Origin of the sequence: Nitrincola sp., assembly GCF_048264025.1 — a bacterium.
Lineage (GTDB): Bacteria > Pseudomonadota > Gammaproteobacteria > Pseudomonadales > Balneatricaceae > Nitrincola.
The window spans coordinates 18,071-36,089 of the sequence record NZ_JBLXDN010000012.1 but is presented as its reverse complement, the minus strand read 5'-3'; the positions used below and the strand labels follow the sequence as shown (position 1 = coordinate 36,089).

General features: G+C 50.1%; 13 protein-coding genes and 4 pseudogenes. 6 read left to right on the top strand and 11 right to left on the bottom strand.

Features of this window, described 5'->3' with window-relative positions:
• Nucleotides 1-51: 51 nt before the first annotated feature.
• The 7 genes and pseudogenes from ACN0R1_RS10620 to ACN0R1_RS10590 all read right to left on the bottom strand — a co-directional run.
• Nucleotides 52-459, bottom strand: coding sequence for a TA system antitoxin ParD family protein (locus tag ACN0R1_RS10620; RefSeq protein WP_417582610.1), 408 nt, complete (start codon nt 457-459; stop codon nt 52-54).
• Nucleotides 460-660: 201 nt separating this feature from the next.
• Nucleotides 661-762, bottom strand: a pseudogene (locus ACN0R1_RS10615) (integrase core domain-containing protein); the annotation flags it as partial.
• A 288-nt stretch (nt 763-1,050) separates the two neighbouring features.
• Complete coding sequence (locus tag ACN0R1_RS10610) at nt 1,051-2,265, bottom strand: type II toxin-antitoxin system HipA family toxin (RefSeq protein WP_417582608.1); 1,215 nt, start codon at nt 2,263-2,265, stop codon at nt 1,051-1,053.
• Nucleotides 2,258-2,569 carry a helix-turn-helix domain-containing protein gene (locus ACN0R1_RS10605; RefSeq protein WP_417582606.1) on the bottom strand — a complete coding sequence of 104 codons (312 nt, stop codon included), beginning with the start codon at nt 2,567-2,569 and terminating at the stop codon, nt 2,258-2,260. Before ACN0R1_RS10605 ends, ACN0R1_RS10610 begins: the two co-directional genes overlap by 8 nt.
• Nucleotides 2,570-2,841: 272 nt before the next feature.
• Complete coding sequence (locus ACN0R1_RS10600; RefSeq protein WP_417582604.1) at nt 2,842-5,169, bottom strand: TOTE conflict system archaeo-eukaryotic primase domain-containing protein; 2,328 nt, start codon at nt 5,167-5,169, stop codon at nt 2,842-2,844.
• Nucleotides 5,170-5,670: 501 nt separating this feature from the next.
• Nucleotides 5,671-5,919 (bottom strand): annotated as a pseudogene (locus ACN0R1_RS10595) (IS21 family transposase); the annotation flags it as partial.
• Between the two features lie 31 nt (nt 5,920-5,950).
• Nucleotides 5,951-6,357, bottom strand: a pseudogene (locus tag ACN0R1_RS10590) (IS30 family transposase); the annotation flags it as partial.
• A 101-nt stretch (nt 6,358-6,458) separates the two neighbouring features.
• Between ACN0R1_RS10590 and ACN0R1_RS10585 the strand changes: the two are divergent.
• From ACN0R1_RS10585 to ACN0R1_RS10570, 4 genes and pseudogenes are all read left to right on the top strand, one after another.
• Nucleotides 6,459-6,614, top strand: a pseudogene (locus tag ACN0R1_RS10585) (UvrD-helicase domain-containing protein); the annotation flags it as partial.
• A gap of 122 nt (nt 6,615-6,736) precedes the next feature.
• The gene (locus ACN0R1_RS10580) at nt 6,737-7,291 is read left to right on the top strand and encodes a hypothetical protein (RefSeq protein WP_417582602.1); all 555 of its coding nucleotides are present in this window, start codon (nt 6,737-6,739) and stop codon (nt 7,289-7,291) included.
• Between the two features lie 127 nt (nt 7,292-7,418).
• Nucleotides 7,419-9,773, top strand: a complete 2,355-nt coding sequence (locus tag ACN0R1_RS10575; RefSeq protein WP_417582600.1) for a hypothetical protein — start codon at nt 7,419-7,421, stop codon at nt 9,771-9,773.
• Nucleotides 9,766-12,930, top strand: coding sequence for a DNA breaking-rejoining enzyme, catalytic core (locus ACN0R1_RS10570; protein ID WP_417582598.1), 3,165 nt, complete (start codon nt 9,766-9,768; stop codon nt 12,928-12,930). Before ACN0R1_RS10575 ends, ACN0R1_RS10570 begins: the two co-directional genes overlap by 8 nt.
• 173 nt (nt 12,931-13,103) lie before the next feature.
• On the opposite strand, the gene ACN0R1_RS10565 is transcribed toward ACN0R1_RS10570, so the two are convergent.
• Nucleotides 13,104-13,334 (bottom strand): hypothetical protein, encoded by a 231-nt coding sequence (locus ACN0R1_RS10565; RefSeq protein WP_417582596.1) that lies wholly within the window; start codon nt 13,332-13,334, stop codon nt 13,104-13,106.
• A 308-nt stretch (nt 13,335-13,642) separates the two neighbouring features.
• Between ACN0R1_RS10565 and ACN0R1_RS10560 the strand changes: the two genes are divergently transcribed.
• Nucleotides 13,643-13,927, top strand: coding sequence for a hypothetical protein (locus ACN0R1_RS10560; RefSeq protein ID WP_417582594.1), 285 nt, complete (start codon nt 13,643-13,645; stop codon nt 13,925-13,927).
• Between the two features lie 7 nt (nt 13,928-13,934).
• Here the strand turns inward: ACN0R1_RS10560 and ACN0R1_RS10555 are convergent, their stop codons facing one another.
• Entirely contained in the window at nt 13,935-14,609 is a 675-nt protein-coding gene (locus ACN0R1_RS10555; RefSeq protein WP_417582592.1) for a hypothetical protein, read from the bottom strand.
• Between the two features lies 1 nt (nt 14,610).
• Nucleotides 14,611-15,546 (bottom strand): hypothetical protein, encoded by a 936-nt coding sequence (locus ACN0R1_RS10550; protein ID WP_417582590.1) that lies wholly within the window; start codon nt 15,544-15,546, stop codon nt 14,611-14,613.
• A 172-nt stretch (nt 15,547-15,718) separates the two neighbouring features.
• Between ACN0R1_RS10550 and ACN0R1_RS10545 the strand changes: the two genes are divergently transcribed.
• Complete coding sequence (locus ACN0R1_RS10545; RefSeq protein WP_417582588.1) at nt 15,719-16,690, top strand: IS5 family transposase; 972 nt, start codon at nt 15,719-15,721, stop codon at nt 16,688-16,690.
• A gap of 229 nt (nt 16,691-16,919) precedes the next feature.
• Here the strand turns inward: ACN0R1_RS10545 and ACN0R1_RS10540 are convergent, their stop codons facing one another.
• Nucleotides 16,920-17,858: a phosphorothioated DNA-binding restriction endonuclease gene (locus tag ACN0R1_RS10540; RefSeq protein ID WP_417582586.1), complete on the bottom strand. Its 939-nt coding sequence runs from the start codon at nt 17,856-17,858 to the stop codon at nt 16,920-16,922.
• Nucleotides 17,859-18,019: the final 161 nt, after the last annotated feature.

The following is an 18,019-nucleotide window of genomic DNA, read 5'->3' as shown; positions in this document are numbered from 1 at the left end:
AAGCTTAATTAAAAAGATAAGGAAAGATTGATGAGACTGAAAAAAACGTGATCATTCACTGTCTGCTTGAAATTCACCGCCGCTAAATATACCCACCTCAATCCGACCGTCGAGACTGATACGCTCCAGCTTGCCAGGATACCGACTCGAAGCTTGGTAGCGCAGAGCGCTTCGCGTTACAGAATGACTGAGGGTTCCAAGACGACGTTTCTCTTCGAGAGCTTGAAATACGTCACCAGAATTTACGACTGAATCCGCAATGGGCTCGAGCTTTGCTTGCGCGAAGCCTGAAGAAAGTTCCAATAGCTCGATTGGACTCAAGTGTGGGGCCACACGCTTCCCAATATCAGCCCAAAACTCGATCTGTTCAGCCGCTGAGCGCTGCTCTTTGAGCCCAGCCGCTTTAGCCGCTTCAATCAGCGAAGCCGGTAAGTTAACGGATGAATAAGTTTTCGCCATGAGTACCTCTCACGCTGTTTGCTTCCCAAAGCAAGCGAAGGAAAGCCCCGATTGTTGAAGGAGCATTGCTAACACACTCTTTGTCGTGCGGGTAAAGCGTTACTGGGATGTCAGTAGGTTTAGCTCATTTCAGTCCCAACCGCTCATGAACGCCTGGCAAGAATTCACACCATCACTTGACAAACGCTCCATAATAAACTGATTTGCGTAGGGCACCGCATATGCCCACTCCCTGATCATCGTCTGTATAAAACGCTCCGCCTTGCCATTCGTTTTCGGCGTGTATGGGCGCGTGTACACATGTATGTATTCGCCAGCCTTCAGACGAGCAATGGCTTGCAGCAAGCGTTCTGCATTTTTGGGGTTAGCCATCAAATAAGCGGTTTCTGCGTAACTTTGTATGCCGTCGTGAAGGTCGACTAGAAGTGAATCGATATGCCCAAACGGGTCTGCCATGATTTGCTTGAGTCCTCGTGATTTTTTCGTTGCTCCCTGAAGCTGCATGATCGATAGCCAACCTATAGCTCATGCTGGATTTCATCCCAAGTGAGGCAGCCTTTTCCGCCAAATATTGCTTTCGGGTCCCACTCATCACCAAATTGGTATGCTGCGCAGGTGCCGCTCGATGGCCTCGATCATGGATTGGGTCAGGGGCAAGTGTGCTTTCTCTTTCGCCCAAACCTCATGGAAACCTGCAACGGTTTCCTTGGCAATTTCCAACACCCACTTTTCCGGCAACATGGCTTTCGCAGCCAAGTGTGATAACTCATCTACCGTGAAGTCGCTGAACTTTTTACTGCGGCTGACCTTTAGGGCCGCACTATCATCGGGGATATAGGGTACGGTCGAAACAAAGTCATACGCGGGGGCAATAGATGCTGTGTGCTTGTCTTTGTATATCACCGACCAATTTTTCAGGTGCATATCCGCATTGCCTATCAGCGTATTGAAGACCAATCGGCGGGTAAATTCGGCAATGTCTTCATCTTGACCTTCTACGCCCAGCACCTGAGCAATGTTACGCATACTGGCTTTTTGATACTTGTCGTGAGGGTATACGCCAAACACCTGGGCAAAGTCCTCGATATGTATGGCACGGCCATCCGCACGGTCAAAACGCTTAATCACAAAGGCACTTTCACCAAACTGTCCGATCCCTTCCGGGATATTGGCAATCTGATTAATCGGCAGCAGCTGGGTCTCTGGCACATCCATTCCCAGCATGCGTGCCAATTCCATCATCGAATATTCATTTTCGGGTACAGCTTCGAATCGAGACGACGGCAACTTCACAATCCATGAGCCGCCCTGGCCTGTTGCCGGGATCGTTAAACCACCCTTTGCCTGTTGCACGGCGGAAAATTTCAACTGCACACCCGCTAATGAAAAGCGCATAGGTGCCTCACGTTTCGGATCACCTTGCGTTTCGTTATGATAATTTGGTGGGAGCACTTCACCATTGGCTGGCTCTACTGTGATCGCACCGGGCAAGTCTTGTCCGAGTGCCCACAATAGAAAAAATTCCCGCGCCGGGTTCACACCTGCACGCTCTGCCAGGTAGTGGCGCATCCTTTCTTCTGGCAGTAGATTGGAGAAAAACGGAAGCAGTCGGGTTTGGGTTGGTTTGAAATCAGTCAGCAAGCCACCCAGCGAATCTTTAAAGCCAAGTCCTAACACCGGTCGCGATTCATCATTGATGTAGCCATCTGTAAAAGCAAATAGCGTTCTGTCATGACCCACGTTGGTGATCGTGCCGACAGGTTCACCGTGCAGCAAAACATTCAGAGTGGACACAAGGTTAGTCATCGTCTTCCTCATCTAAAAGGTAAGCTGGCGACACGTGCTCACCTTCAACGTGAGTACCGCTACTGCTTCTAATGATCGACTGTATCGCAGGAACAGACTTTTTAGGCGCAACCAATAGCTCTAGGTCGAGCACACGGGCGAGTGCAATCAAACTGGACACGCGTAGATCAACACTCCCTGACTCGATTTTCGAGATATGGCTTTGAGGTACACCCGAGCGAGCGCTCAGCTCCCGTTGGCTCAGCCCTTTACGTACCCGTGCTTCGCGAAGGGTCGCCACTATCGGCTCGGTTACATAGCTCATTTTGATATACCATAACGAATCACTGATATCATAATATATATATTAGCATATCAACTTGATCCCGGGATCTAGAAATCCTCATTCGACTGGATCAGCTGCTGGTCCTGCATGGTGGACATGAACAGGTTGGCGAAGGCCGGTTTTCCTTACTGGCTCTAGCAAAATGATTTGGCCCTTCTGTCCGCATTCCGGGTCATCGGGTGCCGCTGCTCAGAACACTCACTCTATAATCTCTCAGCCTATTAGGCGTACACCGGAAGCATTTTCGTTAGTTACAACAATCGTGTTTGCCCAATAGCAGAGAACTCATACCCCATAGCCTTATAACCTTTCTCCCGTTTCCGGTACATCCGCTCAAGCATGGGTAGACCCGTATCTAAATAGTCATAGATGGTCACCTCCTGCTTGCCATCCGCTTCCCGGTGAAGCCTGCCCGCGTACTGAGACAAGGTTCCTTTCCATGCAATGGGTAGTGCGAGAAACAGGGTATCCAATCTGGGAAGGTCGAATCCCTCTCCAATGTACTTACCGGTTGCGACAATGACTTGAATGTCCGAGAGCCTGGCTTCAACTACCCTGCGTTCTTTTACCCCCATTCCACCCCGGAGTACGACTGTATCCACTGATTGTTCATCTAACAGGTGGGCCAGGACATCCGCATGCTCACGACGCTCGGTAAGCACAAGACATTGGGCGCCATTGGCAGCACAGCTCACAACGTCCTGAACGATGTACTCATTTCTGGAAGGGTTTTGAGAAAGCCAGTGATAAACAGATGCAACGTGAGGGCGCTGGCCAGAAGCTGAAATGTCGATCGGGGGGAGATCGCGCCGTTCTCTCACGATCACGCGCTGTGCAAAATTCTGGCCGTGTTCTGCCCGAACTTTATACCGAACAGGTCCAGCCACCATAAACATGATTTTCTGGTGGCCATCCTGGCGATCAGGCGTTGCCGTCAGCCCAAGTACATATTGAGCACAGACTTCATTCAAAAGCATCTCATAGCGTGGTGCTGAGATATGATGGCATTCATCAATAATGACCTGACCATAATCTCTGACCAGATCTGATACGGTATTGTCTTTCTTATTAATCAAGCTTTGGTAAGTCGCAACATCAATCTGACAAGTTGGTTTCCTCTTGCCGCCGCCGATCACGCCCACTGCGGCGCCGTCAATGAAGGTCTCCAGACGCTCCCTCCACTGATCCAGGAGCTGCCTGCTATGTGTCAGAATCAGTGTATTGACCTTCCTGTTGGCTATAACTCCGATTGCCGTTACGGTTTTCCCAAAAGCCGTCGGAGCGTGCAGAATTCCGGTATCCCTCTCGGTTAAAGACTTTACGGCCTTATCTTGCTGAGCTCTTAACGTCACTTTCAAGCTGATCTCGGCCAGCGCTTGGCCTGATATCCTTCGATCATCGAGTACGATCTCTATCCCCTGTTCCTTCAAAACGGTTTCCAGAGCGTCGAAACAGCCTCTTGGGATGGAAAGGTAACCTTGTTCGACCCTGGCACAGGTGATGTACCGGGGAATGCCATGGGTGGAAAAACGAAGAGCCTGAGTTTTGAAAAATACCGGGTTGGCAAAACTGGCCAGGCGCCTGATGCGTGCAATCAATGGCGCTGGCAAATCAGATACCTTGATGTAGATATGGTTTGCCAGAGTGACAGCAATTTTTTCAGGACACCCTATAATCATTGCGGCCTCAGTGGGAAGCGATTGTTCCCACGGTGCAACAACGTCCTCCAAGCCATTCTGGATAGGCTCATTTCCAACCATTTCGTGTAATTGTTCTGGCGTAACCGTTTTTTGAGCGCGTAGAACCCTCCACTGATCCGTATGCGGGATCAAATTGTCGTCAACGAACACTGTACAACCACGCATTCTCGCCTGATTCTGAAGGGGCAGTGCAATCAGATTTCCGAAACCACCCTCTGGCATCATGTCCTGATTGGGAAATAATCGGTCGTATGAATCAAATGATAAGCTAGGATGGAGCTCCATCGCGTCATCTAACAGCTTGAATCCCAAAGCCCTTGTAGCCCAAGCAGAAACAGGTTCCGAAAAGAAGATCCACAGATGCGCGCCGTAACCAGACTGAGAGATCTCAACAAGATATGGAATATCCCTGTTCCGACAGGCCTGTGCCAGTGCCTGAACTTCAGCTTTCCAGTCGTCTTTATCAAAATCAACAGCCAGCAGATAGCAGCGGTTGTCGGGTAGCAGGGGATAAAGCCCAGCTACATGTTTACCTGCCAAGTGATCATAGACTGCGTTGAAGTCGAGGGGCTTAAACTGCCTGTGCTGACAGTCTCCACACTTTACTCTGGGTTTCTGGCAGATTCCCGGTGCCCATTCGTTTGCACAAGACACCGCGTAACCAGATCGACCGTTTGTAGCCTCCCATCGAATTGCATACACATCCGTGCGTCCGCGAAATAGGCTCCGAAAGAGTTCCACTTTCTGGTTGGGGGTGAGTGGTGTCTGAACTGGAGTCTTGTACGCCTGCAGTAGCGCCGATTTTCGCGCAAGCAAATCGGCTTTCTCCTGCTCAATCTCAGCCAGTCTCTGATCGATGTCAGCGAGTTCGTCATTCACTAAGGCAATTACCTTATTGGTCTCAGAAAAGTCTGTTATGAGAATCCCCGAGTGTATTCAAACAAGTCCCACACGTCCCTGAGAGCCAAGCGGGACGGTAGATTAAGCCGCTGCATGTTGCGGTGGGTCGGCAATGTTGCCAGATCAGGTTCGTGCATCGGAGGTCCTTATTTGCGGTTCCAGCAATGCAAAATATAGCCGTACACGTCTTGAGTGAGCGAGTCCATCGATATCACCTTCAGCTCACCGGCCTGGTATGTTAACAAGCATACCTAAAGGAGTTGCACGGCTGCACATAGGCAGGCACGGGGTCTTTGTCGAAGGCTGGATTGAGAGGCGGTCCATTCTATTAACCACGGTGCGCTCTGTACCAATGACTTCCTCGATCTCAGCAAAGTGACGTGGATGGCGAACGAAGATCAAGGCGCAAGGCGGCGATGCTGGTCAGTTTGAGGGCGTGGAGCTTATCCAGCGTAGGATGCTTCAACATGTCAGATTCCTTCAGTGGTAGTAGGCAGGGCCGCGAATGTTGTCGTGCATGTCGGGCAAGGCCCGTTCCTGCTGCTCTTCCAGGGGCTGCTCATCCAGACGGTGTTTGAAAATGGATTCGATACTCTTGTATCGGCAACTGCCCAGCATGAGGGCACGTTGGCAGGCACGTTCTAATCGTGCCTCGTCCTAGCTTTGGCCCAACCGGAGAATGCCCAGACAGGACCGATAGGCCTGTTGTGGATGCTTTCTCGCCCCTAGACGGACCTCTTCATCTGTCACACGTCGCAGGCAGGTCCGTACCTTTCGGAATGAACTGCCGCAGCAGGCCATTAAAGTTCTCGTTCAGCCCACGCTCCCATGATGAGTATGGGGGGCAAAATAAAACTCTGTATTCAATGCCTTGGCGATTGCTTGGTGCTCTACAAATTCGCTTCCGTTGTCTGCCGTGATCGTATGCACATGGTCAGCATAGGGGGTGAGCATTGTGATAACCGCGTCACGAACGTCTGTCGCTCGTTTGGAGTCGACTCTACGTACCAGATACAAGCGACTTTTGCGTTCAGCCAACGTCACCAAGGCACCCGTTCCGTTTTTGCCCAGAACAGTATCAATTCCCCAGTCACCAAAGCGTGCCCGTGCGTCCACAATAGCAGGGCGCTTATCGATCGAAAGCGGCTCAGGGATAGCTGATCGCTTCACTCGCGCTGTATGGCTACTGGCTGAGGCATACGCCAGCAAGTTGACTGAGGCCCAGAGCATCGACTACGAAGGCATGACCGCGCAATGCGGTTAAACTCATCCAGAATGGGCGATACCCAAGCCCATTCAAGCTGATTCTGATTGATGAGTGCCAGGATATCTCCGAACTACGAGCAAACCTGATTAAAGCACTGCGCTCTCAACGCCCCTTCACCAAAGTCTTTGCTGTCGGTGACGACTGGCAGTCCATATACCGGTTCGCCGGAAAATTATTTCACCGATTACATGAACTTATTGTCTCTAAAAGAGGTCGTATTTTTAGTATGGATGCTCTCTTTCACAAACCCGGCCTAAACTCACTGATCAATATCATTTCATGCCGATTGCAATCAAAGAAGAAACTCTCAATCTGCCTCTGTCCAAGGTTCAGTCCCCAGCACTTGATGCCCTCATCGATATCGAGCAGACCTCGCTCGCACTGTCCAGTCGGCAGCCTGTATACGCCTGGCTTGATGCTAGTGATATGGGTTGGTTCCTGCGCTATAACCCCGTGATGGTTATTCAAGTTTCGCGGCACTTTGAGGTGGTGGCCGGATTTAGGACCTATCATGCTGCCATAAGCATACTGGATCCTGACGAGCAGATAACGGTCCAGAGAATACGAAAGGTTGAAGACATAATCTTGGTCAAGGGCGCTTTCTATGAGCTGGTCAGTCAATCGCTAATGCATACACCAACGTCGAGCTCAGAGGGGGTTGAGGCATATGATCAGTTGAGAAAATTATCACTCCGGCTGCGCAAGCAGCATGGGCTGAAACTACCAGAAAAATTCTCTGCCAAAAGTCTGAAATCACTATTCGGTGTGAAATCAAAGGAGATGCGGCCTGCTCGCAAACGCAAGTCCGAGCTAACGCGGCTCATGGAGGAATAGTCATATGTCTGAGCACATCGACAGCTTGCTACGCTTATCAGGCCTAAGCGGCTCCGAGCTGACTGACATTGAACTATTACTGCAGCGACTGCACGCACCAGAGTCACTGACCCACCTGCGCTTAGTGATGCAGAATTTGCTGCATGCTTTGGATGCAATTGAGCCTCTGATCGGGGTATGTGCGGGTTTTATGAGCAAGCCACCGCAAGCAACCCCCCAGCTTCTCGACCAAAAGCCATTGATTACACGTATCGTTACTGCAATGGAAACTAATGTCGCATTATTCCCAGAAGCTTGGCTCGAACAGTCTGGTAAGAAGCGCGGAATTATAAATGATCATCCAGAGTGGGCCATGTTGATCCTGACCCCAGCATCACAAGGCTATGACAGAGGTATTTTTTGGCAACATGTTGGCATTGTAATTGGGTGCTCAGTTCTTCAGAGGGAGCGGCACCAAGAACAAATCGGTTCCGAGATTTCTTTAGCCTGCCTGTGCCTGCGTCAGATTGGTGAAGGGAAGAAAGAGTTGTCATTGCTGAACAATGTCGTGACCGATATCTCGTTGAAAGAGTTTCACCAGCAACACCTGATGGACGATGGTGCTCTATCTGGTATTGAGCTGCTGGTGCGGAGAATTCTGGAGCATAGTGGTAAAACTCGAGAGGGTGGAGGCGGCCGCACTAGTCGGCAGGTCGATTTGGAGGTCATTTCAATCGACGATGGTGATGATGAGTTCGAAGGGCCGCAAGGTGAAATGCGGATATTGGAATCAATTGGGGATGAGCACACTCAAAGTCGGATGCGATCGCTAGGCCTTCATCCAAAAGAAACCCAGACGATACGGTCTGTATCGTTTACTGAGAAAAAATCATCACCGACACTGGGATTTGATTTTGCTGACCTGATAAGGCGCCAAGATAGGCAGGTCAAACACATTAGCCAATCCAATCAACGCTCTCCTTACCGATATTCAAGTCTGAGTCGAATAGAGTTGGCCGAAGTTGCCCGCGCAGGCTTCGAGCTTTTTACAGGCCGCGAACGGTTTGCACACAGGGGAGAGCACGAGATCTATGCGGGTTTACTGCTATTAATGATGCTCTGGCTCGGGCGTCCTTTAGAACAGCTGTTGGCTATGCGGGTATATACAAACCAGAGCATGCTGCCCAAGCAGCGAAAGGGTGTGTTGGCTTTTCTCCGTGAGGAGGAAGCATTTGTACTGCCTATTCCGTCCCCCGACACACGAAACAGTCTCAAGGATGATGCCAAGCGGCTGTTGTATAACGTTGGAAACAGCTCGCCATCACTGGTGGACGACAGCTTGATCGTGGCAAGTCCCGTTAATATCAAACAGTATATTGAGAAACTAGAATTACCGAGGAACAAACGTACTCAATACAGCGAATTGTTCCCCGAAAAGCAGCGAGACAATATTGTTAAGTCCATGGGGCGTGCGCTGTCCCGTATTAATCGAACTCGACGGATGCGCATCACACCTTTGCGTATCAGTCAGACCCTATTTGACGAAATATCAAAGCAATCTGGTGACTGGGTTGATGCCTACCTTTTGACTGGGCATGCTTTCACAATCACTGAAGTTGCTGCTCACTACTACAGTGTTTCGGCTGATGTACTGGAGAAATATTACCATTGTGCGGTAGTAGCACTGCGTAACAGTGTCTATGAATACCTTGGTGTGCGAGAGCAAAATTATTATGAATTTTACCAAGGTGTTATTAATCAAGGAGACCACGGCAGCAAACTTAATGTAAAGTCTGAGTTGATTATCCAGCTGGTTAAACACTTGAAACACCAACTGCGAGCAGCGCGTCGCCTACCCGCAGGGGAGGAAAGCTACCGACAGATACATAACTGTTACGTGGCTTACATCGCCTTTTGGATACTGTTTGCAACGGGCTACCGTGCTGTCAATGACTTGATCTTTCGTTTAAGGGAGATTGATTTCGATACAGGGTTCCTTGTCATCTCCGACAAAGATGACGAGATGCTGAGCCAGTCACGTGTCATCTGGCTGCTACCAGAACTGCGCGATCAGATACGACGTTATGTTGAGCATCTGAGTGTGTTACAGACCCTACTGTACAGGCATTCCTCTCTATATGAGCATTTTGAAGATGTACTCAGTGAGCCTGAATCAAATACCCCGCTGATGTTTTTTATCAGCGACAGCTGGCAGCTTCAAAAACTGTCACCGGAGAATTTGAAGCATCAGGTTCCTGAGTTTACGTTGCCCGTCAATGCCAGCCGGCATTACCTACGAAGTGCTATGCGTGCAGAAGGTGTTCACGGTGAACTTGTTAATGCCTTTATGGGACACGCTCAACAAGGTCAGGAACAATTCGGTTCCTTTTCGACATTAACCCCTACCGAGCTCTTCTCGGTGCTGGAGCCCACATTGCAAAAGTTCCGGTTGGACGCTGGCTGGACTGTACAACTGGGGCTAGCGGATGGCCACCTTGGATAATATCTGGAAGAACTGGAAAGTAGTAGCTGTTCCCTCTGGCACTGGTGGTGCGGAGGCGCGTCACCGGAATTTGTTGGTCAACAAACACCGCCAACAAATAACCGTTCTGAAGATGATCAATGAGACTTATCCCCAGCTGGTGCGAGGAGAGCTGAACGTACAGGTACCCGATGATGTTGTCAGACAGTGGGAATCTGAGATTTTCGCGTCTCGAAGCGGCTCGGCTACAGAGATCAGAAATAAAATCAACTTTCTTGCTCTAGGGTTATTGCAGGGAAAAAGGGAGCTGGGCTGGGATGTATTGATTCCAGCCCCACAGCGGGTTGTTCGATCTGCGGCCAGCCCGTTTACACCACAGTCATTTCACGGTTTGAGCTACCATCGAGATTGGCAGAAGGCCATAGAATCAAGCATACGTCATCCGAATTTTCAGCAGTTGCTGAATAATGGCAATACATCAAAAGGCCACAGGCGACTGGATCCTGAATATATCAGTTGGGGACTTTTCCTCTACGTGGCTATCACGCGGGACGGGGTGATTAACAGCAAGCATCTGTATGGGCTTGCTTTATCCACAGGTACCTTGTCAGGACGTCATTCATCAGCCTGGTTAGTTCTACATGATACTGGTGCCGATCAATTAAAAGGAAAAAAACCGCCGCTTACCCGGTGGCTATTAGGTGTACAGTCACTGTCGATTTTAATGCGTCACCTCCATCATTTTGGAAGCCCTGTTCGAGATGAAATCAGCGCCGATCAGCTGGAAAAATTCACTCAAGCGGCCTGGCGACAGTTTTGCCGTGCGCTGGGTGTAGAAAAAGTCTCGCTCACAGAGTGTATGCGGCATACAGCGACCGCTTTGCGGTTGCACACCCCTGAATACTTGGTCAGAAGTGCTTTGGGAAAGCACAGCGGAACGTCGATTTCCGAGACGCGCTGGCGACAGTTACTTATGGGAGGCTATCTCGAGCAATCCGGTCAAAATGTCTCTGAAGGGAGTGATGATCAGTATAGTGAAGAGGGACGGTACGCTGAAATTCTGAGTCAGCAAGATCGATCAGATTCTCTGGACGAAGCGCACCAGCTGCTTAAATCACTGAGGGATAAACTCTACAAAAACAGAGGTACAAAAAGGCTCATCTTTCGAGAGCTCACTGAGCAGCTGGAGCTGGCTGTCGAGAAATCTTGCAAAATGGCACCCATTGTAGAATGCCTTTGCCGCTGGCTGCTTTTTCTGCATATCAAGAAAAAACGAAAACAATCGACCCTGTATAAATATCTGAGTACCAACCTGTCACTGCTTCAGTCGTTAGGCAATACTCCTGTAGACCAGGAGCGGCTTCCACATTTGGTTGAAGCTTATCAATATGTTGTTGAGCAAGCTAAAACAGAAAAAAACCGCTGTTATCGCTGGGCAATTCTAAGCTCATTTCATTCTTTCCTTGTTGCAGAGCTTGGTCTTCCGCATGTTTCAATGGAATTTGATGGCCAAGCGGCTCAGGTAGAACGCCATGCAGATGCGAACTGCATCTCTGAAGATGAGTACCGGGTCGTCGCACATCATTTATCACAAGGGTCTGGCAGCGCCTTGGGAGCAATTCAGTACTGGGTGTTTGTATTGGGTTACAGGGCCGGGCTCAGAATTGGTGAAGCACTCTCCATTCAAGTCCATGATGTTCTGATATCACAGGATGTACAGGACACAGAGGTCATCTTGCTGATACGCAATAACGTGTATTTCGATACCAAAAGTCATGACTCTCGAAGGCAATTACCGCTTCACTTGTTACTGACGGACTCTGAGCTTGAGGCGTTCAAGTCATTTTATTGCAGCCGGAATGCACTAGCTGCTCATGGGCGTGTAATGCTGTTTGGGCTGGGTGGACATTCAGTTGCTCCATTACAAGACGGTATTGTTCAGTCTGATATCCACAGCGCAATGCGTCAGCTGATAGGCGATCCGAGCCTGCGATATCAACACTTACGCCATTCGCTGGCGAATTATTTGCTGCTGAGCTTTCACGGTATTGATATACCCTGGAGTGCCCCAAGTCATCTCGGTAAATTATGGGGTGCCGTTCGGGATGAGCCGTCTCGGTCGGGGCTGTACTTTATTGCACAGATCATGGGGCATTCATCTCCAGATGTGACGTTGCGCAGCTACCTGCATTTCACCGACTTGCTACTTAATCATTTTTGTCATCAGCGCTCGAAAATCACTGCAGGTGCTGGAATCGACCATCCTATTGCCCAACTGGAAGTACTAAATGGGATCGTTGATATTAAGCCTGCTACTCTGCGTCAGTGGAAGCGCCGTTTTGGTGAGAAGCCGCCGCTGTGGCTTGCTAGAGCCTATCCCTTATGTGAATGGAGTGACATATCAGAACACCCTGTTACTCCCTATCCCTCGATACCCACTGATTCAGTCCTCGCGCGTCCTGGTTTGCAGCAGCTTTCACTTGAACAAATTGAGACTATATTGCAGTACCTGAACAAGCGAAGTGTAGACGAGGTCGTGCGCATTTTTAATCTGCTGGAACATGAAGCGGGACTGCTGAAATCTTGTGCCAAAAAAGTGCTTTCGGCCCGTACAGGGCGTGGCAATCGTGCATATCGCCACGTTAGAAAAACAGCTGGTAAACACCAGCCCCCAGACGGAAATGGTCCTCCACGTTTGTCTGTACCCCATAGTCTCAGGGATCGGCAGGTTACCGTCAGTCTGTATCAGGCCGTTTGGGCCAGCCTTTCTCAAGATCCAGACGTACTGAGAAGGCAACTGCGCTATTTTTACCGTTTCCATCGAGCAACTGATGGTCATGTATGGGTTCGTGATATCGAAGATGGCCTGTCATTTGTGGCATGGGTGTTAAGCCTTGATGCTCGGGTCAGAGCCGTAATCAAGGTCACACCGAGTGCTCACTCATCTCTGACAGAGCAAGAGCAAGAAAAAGCGTGGCAAAATTTGTTGTCATCTCAATCTCACAAGGTCAGCTGGGAACTAAAAGAAGCAGGGCGGCGATATCGCCAGTCGCTGGGCACTGGAGTGATTGAGTTTTACATTGATAGCCAGAGTAGGAAATCGAGAAGCGGTTACCCTGTTCGCTACACGTTGGTGATGGCTTGTATCATCATGGCAGCGTTTGCATCTGGCCATTGAAGACCCTGGCACTGTACGCCAAAGGGCTGAGCACACGGGATGTCGTGGATGACTTCCAGGAAATGTACGATGCCGATCCGAAATTGGAAGTAAGCACTGAATCGCTTTATTATCGAGTTCGGTGACCGTCTTGACGGCCACCTGTAATGGAGTGGACAGTTACACAGGATTATTTACAGGCTCCGCGTCTGTTTTAGATGCTCAATTTCAGCCTCTTGTTCAGTTATTGTTTGCTTCAGTTTAGCAATCTCAGCCATGAGTTCTTCCTGGGATATATTGGATTCAGTTAACTCTCCTATAACCTCCCGAAAATGGATAGAGAGCCTAGATTTAACAGGCTTTTGCTCCGCTGTGTCATCAATTTCTTTAGCTAGTTGTTCTAAAATATCGTTATTGTTTTTCATATAGTACCTTCTAACGAGTTATAATCGAGTTTGCTGTCGAGATGAGTCGACAAATAATTTTATTGAAAATGGGGCTTCAGTCGACTGTAGCTCTGAATTTGGTGAAAAGCCAGTTCTAATTGCACTACAGGCACTGAATGTTACGAGTATGATCTCAGAGTCTCTAGATAGGTGCTTCTTTGATTTTATATGGCCAGTATCTATATGACCCTACCACTATAAAAAATCGAATCCAGAAAAAAGGCTATTACCCATTATCACGTATAAGGATAGGATCAACGAATAAACGAATATATGACACTCGACACATGTGCCAGATCGCCGGGATACTCATTGACGCCGGTGCTGACGTAAACGCCGAATATCGCAGCCCCTTGTTCGGCTATACGCCATTAATGCTGGCCGCCGAGCTGAATGAGCGAAAACTCTTTGAACATATGCTGGTTAAGGGTGGCGATCTGTCAAAAGCATATACTGACCCCCGTACGGAACGCGCTGTGGATTGCTGGGAGATCGCAAATTACTTCAACTCATATGAGGTGAGCACGGTTCTGACCGATATTGCTCCCTATTGGAGGACTTCTGGAGGTTAACACCCATTCAAAATGGCCGGAAAAACTCCATGGGTAGTTTCCCGTAGTCTGGCAACAGCTGCTTAAGCAGGCGTTGACCGGGGCGGCTGATAACATAGTCCCCTTGGTTATAGTGCCTGCTGCGCAGTATCGCGAGGCCTTGCTCGAGACGGCACTCCCGAATTGAGTACCGCTCCATTCGTGGGAGGCAGGCCTGCTCGAGCGGCCTCTCCTGTGAAGCTTGGGCGTCATAGCGAAGGACGGCCAACACATCTTTAAGCGTTATCTGGAGCTTCGTATGTTCAGCTGGAGGTGAGGGTTTAGCCAGCTGGCGCGCCCGTTTCAGCACCTGATGGATGAAGGCATCATAGGCTTCAGGCAGAAGCGGATCATTGGGCAGAGGCTGCCAGATCCAGCGGGTACCTCGTCGCTGCCAGGCGCGGGCACGCAGGTACAGCTTAGGCCCGGCGATGGTTGGGGGAAGTTTCAGGTAGGGGCTTGATGCTAGCTGTTCTATCAGGTCGGTAACGGGGAGCGCTGGTGTCGCCAGGCACAATGAAAGTTCCCAGTCGGTTGGGCGCTCTGGTGTAGTGAGCAATATTGCACCCCAATGGTCTATTTGAATGCCGAAGCCTGTTGCCTTCAATGCTTTGAAGAGCCCCTTGACTGCACTGAGTGCTGTATCGAAGTCGTCGTCAGGCACCTCAATACCGGCGACGAAATCGTCGTGATAGCGTAGGCAAGGTCTCAGTTTGCGGGTACGTCTCAGGTGTTGAAGTTTTTGTGTCAGATTCATCGTTTGGTACCAGTGGAATCATGAGGTATTCCTGGCGTTTGCCAAGCTGGCCACGCTGGGTGATGTTGGGGCCGGATATCACCAGCTTGCCAGCGTAATAGTGAACCGACTCAACACAGACTTGGCGTCGACGACCTTGATCATCAATGTATACCACCCAGTCCCCAGGTCGAGCTCCGAAGCTGCGTTTTAGCAGGGCTTTGCCCAAGGCTTCCAATTCAAGCTCGGTCTGCTCGTAGTAATGTTGAAGTTGAGCCAGCTCGGCTAGCAAGGCTTCGGTATATTCCGCCAGGGGGATGGGCGCCGAATTAGCGAGAGTGTGATCAACCGCTGTCAGTGCGCGCTGCAATTCTTCCAAGGCCTCAATCCGATCGGACAGCTGCTGTTGTTCCGCATCAGCGGCGATGATTTCTTCCATAAGTCCGCCTGGGTAAAGCGTGCGCAGTGATTTCAGGTTCAAAGGTATCAGTGGGGCGTCTGGGGCCAATAGTTCTTTCAGAGGCACCGATGTGGATTGAAATGTGGGCGTTGTCTCTGGGGACCAGGCGCCGGCAAAACGGACATGATGCTCACTGACTTGGACCCAGGTTCGGGTGTTGACTAGGTAGCGGTCACCCGGTGGGTAGTACCAGGCTATGGCGGTAGTTCGGCGGGAAACGTCGGTCAGCTGGTGCTGTTCCAGTAGCTCGCGCAGCTCGGTCAATGTCTCGATCAGTTCCGGAGTCAGGGCGCACAGGCATAGGCTAGGCTGGTTGCGCCCGTAATGGGGGGAGTAGTAGTGGTCCGGTGATGCCGTGGCGTATAGTGGGCGCACGCCAAGGCAGTAGAGCCGTGCGGCGGTCATCACAGGGATCTCCTGTTGTACGGATACCCAGAGGATAGTTCAGTGAAGGCGGTCGCATCATGGATGTTATGGATACATGATCCAGTCCCCAGTTGTTCGCTACACTAGGGAAGGTGTGATCAAGTCCGCTACATGTGACAATGCTGACTGCACGTGATCGAGGACGCATAAGATGGATCAGCAACTTACATTCGCGGACAGCGAGTTCAGCAACAAGCGCCGTCAGACCCGCAAGGAGAAATTCCTCGGCCGCATGGATAAGCTGATTCCATGGGCGCGCCTCGAAGCCGTTATCGAGCCTCACTATCCCAAGGCTGGAAACGGTCGTCGGCCGTACCCCTTGTCTAGCATGTTGCGCATTCACTGCATGCAGCAGTGGTATAACCTCAGTGACCCCGCCATGGAAGATGCGCTGTATGAGATTGCTTCAATGCGGCTGTTTGCAGGCTTGTCACTGGATAAAGCCATCCCCGATCACTCCACCATTCTGAAGTTCCGGCACTTGCTCGAACGCCACGATCTGGCCCGACAGGTTTTTGAAGAGGTGAACCAATGGCTGTGTGAGGCCGGTGTTCTTCTGAAAGAGGGCTCACTGGTTGATGCCACCATCATCGAAGCCCCCAGCTCCACCAAGAACAAAGCGGGTGAGCGTGACCCTGAGATGCATCAGGCCAAAAAAGGCAATCAGTGGCATTTCGGTATGAAAGCCCATATAGGTGTGGATGCCCGCACCGGTATCACACACAGTTTCAGCACAACTGCCGCTAACGAGCACGATCTCAATCAGGCTGACCAGCTTCTACATGGTGAAGAAGCATTCATCTTTGCTGATGCGGGTTACCGTGGCGCCGAAAAACGGGAAGAGCTGAAAGATGTCAGTGCCGACTGGCACATCGCCGAACAACCCGGGCAGCTGAAGACCCTGAAAAAGCATCCCCGGGTCAATAAGGTCAAAATCCGCACCGAGTATCTGAAGGCCAGCCTCCGCGCCAAGGTCGAGCATCCGTTCCGGATCATCAAATGCCAGTTTGGTTTTGTAAAAGCACGCTACCGTGGCCTTAAGAAAAATGACTGCAAGCTGGCCATGCTGTTCACGCTGGCCAACGTTGTGAGGGTAGACCAGATGTTGAGAGCGCAGGGGTAATCCGTCTGTACTGCCTGAAAAGGCGGTTGCAGTCGGTTAAAAAGGGTAAATACGCGCATTTTATGCCCCATATACAGAGAAAAAGCCGTTTTGATGGCTCTTGGGGGGCTTGTTCATACGTTCCCTAGGAAGCATTGCTCTCAATATTTAACATTGGGAGCCAAACTGTATCGAAACCTCAAAACTGCGCAGACTTTTAACCTACTTAAATAGATGTGTTTGAGTTTTACTAAACGGGGCGTGCAGGACACCTGAATACTTCACTTTTGTGCCAGGAGATATACTTCTGATGAAGGGCCGCTGCTGGGTCGATTGGGGTGGCAATAGTATTGCCATTAAGGCCGATTATCACATCATCCACAACAGGGCCTCCATGTACATGTTGAGAAACACATACTTTCCTATCACTGGTAAGACCTATAGCACCTCTATCGAAAGCTAGATGGTGTAGAGAGCACAGAAGTAACCCATTTTGGGGCTCGTCAGGTCCGCCCTGTGAATGCCATTTGACGTGCGCAGCCTCTAAGCCAATATCCGTATTGCCTAAGCGACCATCGAAAGAGCAAATTGCACACCGATGCTCATACAGCCTTAACAGTTTCCGTCGAAACTCAGGGTCCCGTTTCGCCTTGATAGTCTGGTCGTGAGTAGCAGGCATACCGACAGCGCTCAGAAGACCCTCATGTAGAGATGATGGGAAATGTTCTTCAAGAATCATTTGGGCGAGGTCGTTTACGATGTTTGGGTGAGAGGAAAGATAGGTGTGTAGAGGTTTGCTGAAGCCACCTTTGCAATCGACTTGCGACAAAACTGATGGAGGAATATCCCCAGTTTTTATTTGATTGCCGCGTGTTTGGATCACAGCATCCCGCTGGGGAATATCCCAGAAGTTCCCGTCGTTTTGCAGCCGCCAAAACGGGTATTCAGGATGGACTGACTGCCTTGGAGGGCCAAATTCCCTCAAGAGCTCCCCTAACTGATCATGCACACTGCTGTAGTTGGTTAAGCGTGGCTCATTACGTTGAAGAGATGCCAGCGCAAATAACAAGAGTAAAGGTTTGTGAGGAGCACGCTGCTTTCCTCTTTTCCAGACAGAGACATCACGCAGATCTTCGATCATCCTTTCAACTTCGTTAGATGGGCTGTCATGAAGCTTCCCTGGAGTCATCTCACTATCCTGGATTGATAAAGGTTTTGCTGGCTGAGGGGGTGTTGTATCCATAAGCACGAGTAGTTGTGCTAGGCTAATTGTCCTTAAGCGTTATTCCGATAGATCTCTAGTTGTCTTTCTTGAAGTGCTTGAGAACTATAAGGAAGTCGTCAACTACA